Below are 3,130 nucleotides of genomic sequence, written 5' to 3' on the forward strand. Positions count from 1 at the left end.
TTCTCACGCTCTCCGAACCCGAGCGACGACGCCTTGCCCGAACCGACTGGGGGATTGTCCATCAAAATCCGCGCGACGGGTTGCGGCTCGATGTGTCGGCCGGCGGCAATATCGGCGAGCGGCCGATGGCGCTCGGCGCCCGCCACTACGGCGACATTCGCTCGGAAGCACAGGACTGGCTCAAAAAAGTCGAGATCGATCTGGCCCGAACCGACGACAAGCCTCGCACCTTCTCCGGCGGCATGCAGCAGCGGCTGCAGATCGCCCGCAATCTCGTCACCCGTCCCCGGCTCGTCTTCATGGACGAACCGACCGGCGGCCTCGACGTCTCGGTCCAGGCGCGCCTGCTCGACCTGTTGCGCGGGCTTGTCCGCGAGCTCGGCATCGCCGCGATCATCGTCACCCATGACCTGGCCGTCGTGCGTCTGCTCGCCGACCGGTTGATGGTCATGCAGCGCGGCCGCGTCATCGAGCAGGGCCTGACTGACCAGGTGCTCGACGATCCCCATCATCCCTATACGCAACTGCTCGTCTCCTCCGTCCTACAGGTTTGAGACGAAAAGGATATCCCATGACCATTCGTTTACACGCCAAGGGTCTGACCAAGACCTTCACGCTCCACACCCAGGGCGGCATCGTCCTGCCGGTCTTCGACAATATCGACCTTGTAGTGAAGTCCGGCGAATGCGTCTGCCTGCACGGACCGTCCGGCGCCGGCAAGTCGACGCTGCTGCGCTCGCTCTATGCCAACTACAAGCCGGATGAGGGCCAGATCCTCGTCGAGCACCATGGCGAGTCTCTCGACCTGCTTGCCGCCGAGCCCTGGGAGGTGGTGGAGATCCGCCGCACGACGATCGGCTATGTCAGCCAGTTCCTGCGCGTCATCCCGCGCGTCGGCGCCCTCGACGTCGTCGCCGAGCCGGCGATTGCCAACGGCATGCCGGCCGAGGAGGCCAGGGCGCGCGCCAAGACCCTGCTCACTCGCCTTCGCATCCCCGAACGTCTCTGGTCTCTGGCCCCCGCCACCTTTTCCGGCGGCGAGCAGCAGCGCGTCAACATCGCCCGCGGCTTCATCGTCGATTATCCGATCCTGCTGCTCGACGAACCGACCGCCTCGCTCGATGCCGCCAACCGTGCGACCGTCGTCGAGCTGATCAACGAGGCGAAGGGCCGCGGCGCGGCGATCGTCGGCATCTTCCACGATGAGGAAGTGCGCGAGGCCGTTGCCGACAGCCTGTTCGAGGTCGGCAGCCAACCGACCGCGATGGCTGTGCCGGCGGCCGCCATGGCGAAGGCCTGCGCCTGATGCCGGCCCCATCCAATCCCCGCTACGCCATCTATTACACGCCGGCTCCGGACCATCCGCTGACGGTGGCGGCGAGTGCATGGTTAGGCCGCGATGCATTCGGCAGGGGGGATGCTGCCGACCACCGCCGACCCGAAGCGGACGTTCATCTAACATCGGCGCCGCACCGCCACGGCTTTCACGCCACGCTGAAGGCACCGTTCCGGTTGAGAGACGGCACTTCGGTCGAGGAGCTGGAAAAGGCGCTCGGCACCTTTGCTGCATGGCGATCTCCTTGCCCGATCGGGCCGTTGAAGATCGATCTCATCGGCGGCTTCTTCGCGCTCGTTCCCGCCAGTCCCGTCCCGGCGGCCTTGCGCGGCTTTGCTGCGCAGATCGTCGAAGAGTTCGATCGATTTCGGGCGCCGATGAACACGCCGGAACTCCAACGGCGGCTGCAGGCGCCGCTCGATGCGGTTGAGACCGCCCATCTCGTGCAATGGGGATACCCTTACGTGCTCGACCGGTTCCGGTTTCATATGACGCTGACCGGCCGCGTGCCCGAGGACGACCGCGCACAAACGAGAGAGCGCCTGGAAACGGTGTTCCAACCCTATTTGTCTGTGGATTATCGCATCGATACCCTGTCGCTGTTCGTGCAGGAGCATGATGGCGGCGACTTTATGGTCCGCTCGCAGCATGCGCTGAACTGCGAAGCGCTGCTCAAGGCGGCGATCTGAAGCCGCCATGTCGCACCAAGGAACACTCATTCTCGTCGTCGGACCAAGCGGTGCAGGAAAGGACACGTTGATCGACTACGCACGGGCTCGGCTTCGATCCGATCGGCGCGTGCATTTCGTCCGCCGTGTGATCAGCCGGCCGGCTGCGGTCGGAGAGGACCATGAACCGGTTGACGATGACGAGTTCCAGCGGCGGGTTCGCGAAGGCGCCTTTGCGCTGCATTGGCAAGCGCATGGTCTTTCCTACGGCATTTCTTCGGAGATCAACGCGTGGCTGAAGCCTGGCGATGTCGTCGTCGCCAACGGCTCCCGTGCGATGTTGTCCGAAGCGCGACAGCGCTACCCGCAACTGCTTGTTGTCAACGTCAGCGCCCCAATGGATGTATTGGCGAAGCGCCTGGTCGAACGCGGACGCGAAAGTCTGGAGAGCATCAGAGAGCGTCTGATCCGAAGCGAGCAGCAAAGGGTCGACGGTGACGATGTGCTGCATATCGACAATTCGGGCTCGCCGGAGATTGCTGGCGAGCGCCTTATGGCGGTGCTCATCGCGCGAGCGGGCAAGGCGAGGTAGGGCGCGCCTGTGCTGCGTTGCGGCTAGCCATTGTGTCGCAGGATCCTTGCGGTGTCCCCATGAGGCGCCGGAGAGCAGCAGCCGCCGCGTGTAGGCGCGATCCGATCAGCAAAAGGGACATCCTATCATGGCTACTATCGGCACCTTCACCCCCTCGGAAACCGGCGAATGTCGGGTTCGGTCAAGACTCTCACCCTCAACGTCAAGTCCGTGAAGTTCGTGCCCGCCGAAAGCGACACCGAGAACGGCCCGGACTACCGCGTGTTCGCATCAGCTTGCGATTATGCAGAGAGCGGGATTTTGCGGAGTGCTAGCTGCTGAAGGCCGGATTTGTCGGCAGTTGCGGCTGGTTCTGCTCCGCATAATTCCGAGGGAGTGGAAGGGGCGCCCCGCTGTGAGCGGAGCGCCCGTTGGGCTGGTCAGCGGGACCAGATGAGCTTGTGCTCGCCCTTGTCACCCTGAACGAGAGAGGCGTAGACCGGCGCCGTGAAGGAGGGATCGTCGAGCTTGAGCGAGAGATATTCGGCGCCCGTT

5 protein-coding genes and 1 pseudogene are annotated in these 3,130 nt (G+C 64.2%); 5 read left to right on the forward strand and 1 reads right to left on the reverse strand.

All coding sequences use genetic code 11. The features are described from left to right. The 5 genes and pseudogenes from phnK to QN219_RS33595 form a co-directional block, all read left to right on the forward strand. On the forward strand, window positions 1–554 hold a 554-nt coding region (phnK, locus tag QN219_RS33575), incomplete at its 5' end, for a phosphonate C-P lyase system protein PhnK (RefSeq protein ID WP_284004728.1). A gap of 17 nt (window positions 555–571) precedes the next feature. Continuing rightward, the gene (phnL, locus tag QN219_RS33580) at window positions 572–1,306 is read left to right on the forward strand and encodes a phosphonate C-P lyase system protein PhnL (RefSeq protein WP_284004729.1); all 735 of its coding nucleotides are present in this window, start codon (window positions 572–574) and stop codon (window positions 1,304–1,306) included. Continuing rightward, entirely contained in the window at window positions 1,306–2,025 is a 720-nt protein-coding gene (locus QN219_RS33585) for a DUF1045 domain-containing protein (RefSeq protein WP_284004730.1), read from the forward strand. The genes phnL and QN219_RS33585 overlap by 1 nt, the downstream gene beginning before the upstream one ends. 7 nt (window positions 2,026–2,032) lie before the next feature. Then, window positions 2,033–2,596, forward strand: coding sequence for a phosphonate metabolism protein/1,5-bisphosphokinase (PRPP-forming) PhnN (gene phnN, locus QN219_RS33590; RefSeq protein ID WP_284004731.1), 564 nt, complete (start codon window positions 2,033–2,035; stop codon window positions 2,594–2,596). Window positions 2,597–2,723: 127 nt separating this feature from the next. Further along, window positions 2,724–2,881 (forward strand): annotated as a pseudogene (locus QN219_RS33595) (DUF736 family protein); the annotation flags it as partial. Window positions 2,882–3,015: 134 nt separating this feature from the next. On the opposite strand, the gene QN219_RS33600 reads toward QN219_RS33595, so the two are convergent. After that, a partial coding sequence (locus QN219_RS33600) for a DUF736 family protein (protein WP_221165095.1) occupies window positions 3,016–3,130 on the reverse strand: 115 nt, incomplete at its 5' end.

It is taken from the genome of Sinorhizobium sp. 8-89, from assembly GCF_030124325.1.
Lineage (GTDB): Bacteria > Pseudomonadota > Alphaproteobacteria > Rhizobiales > Rhizobiaceae > Sinorhizobium.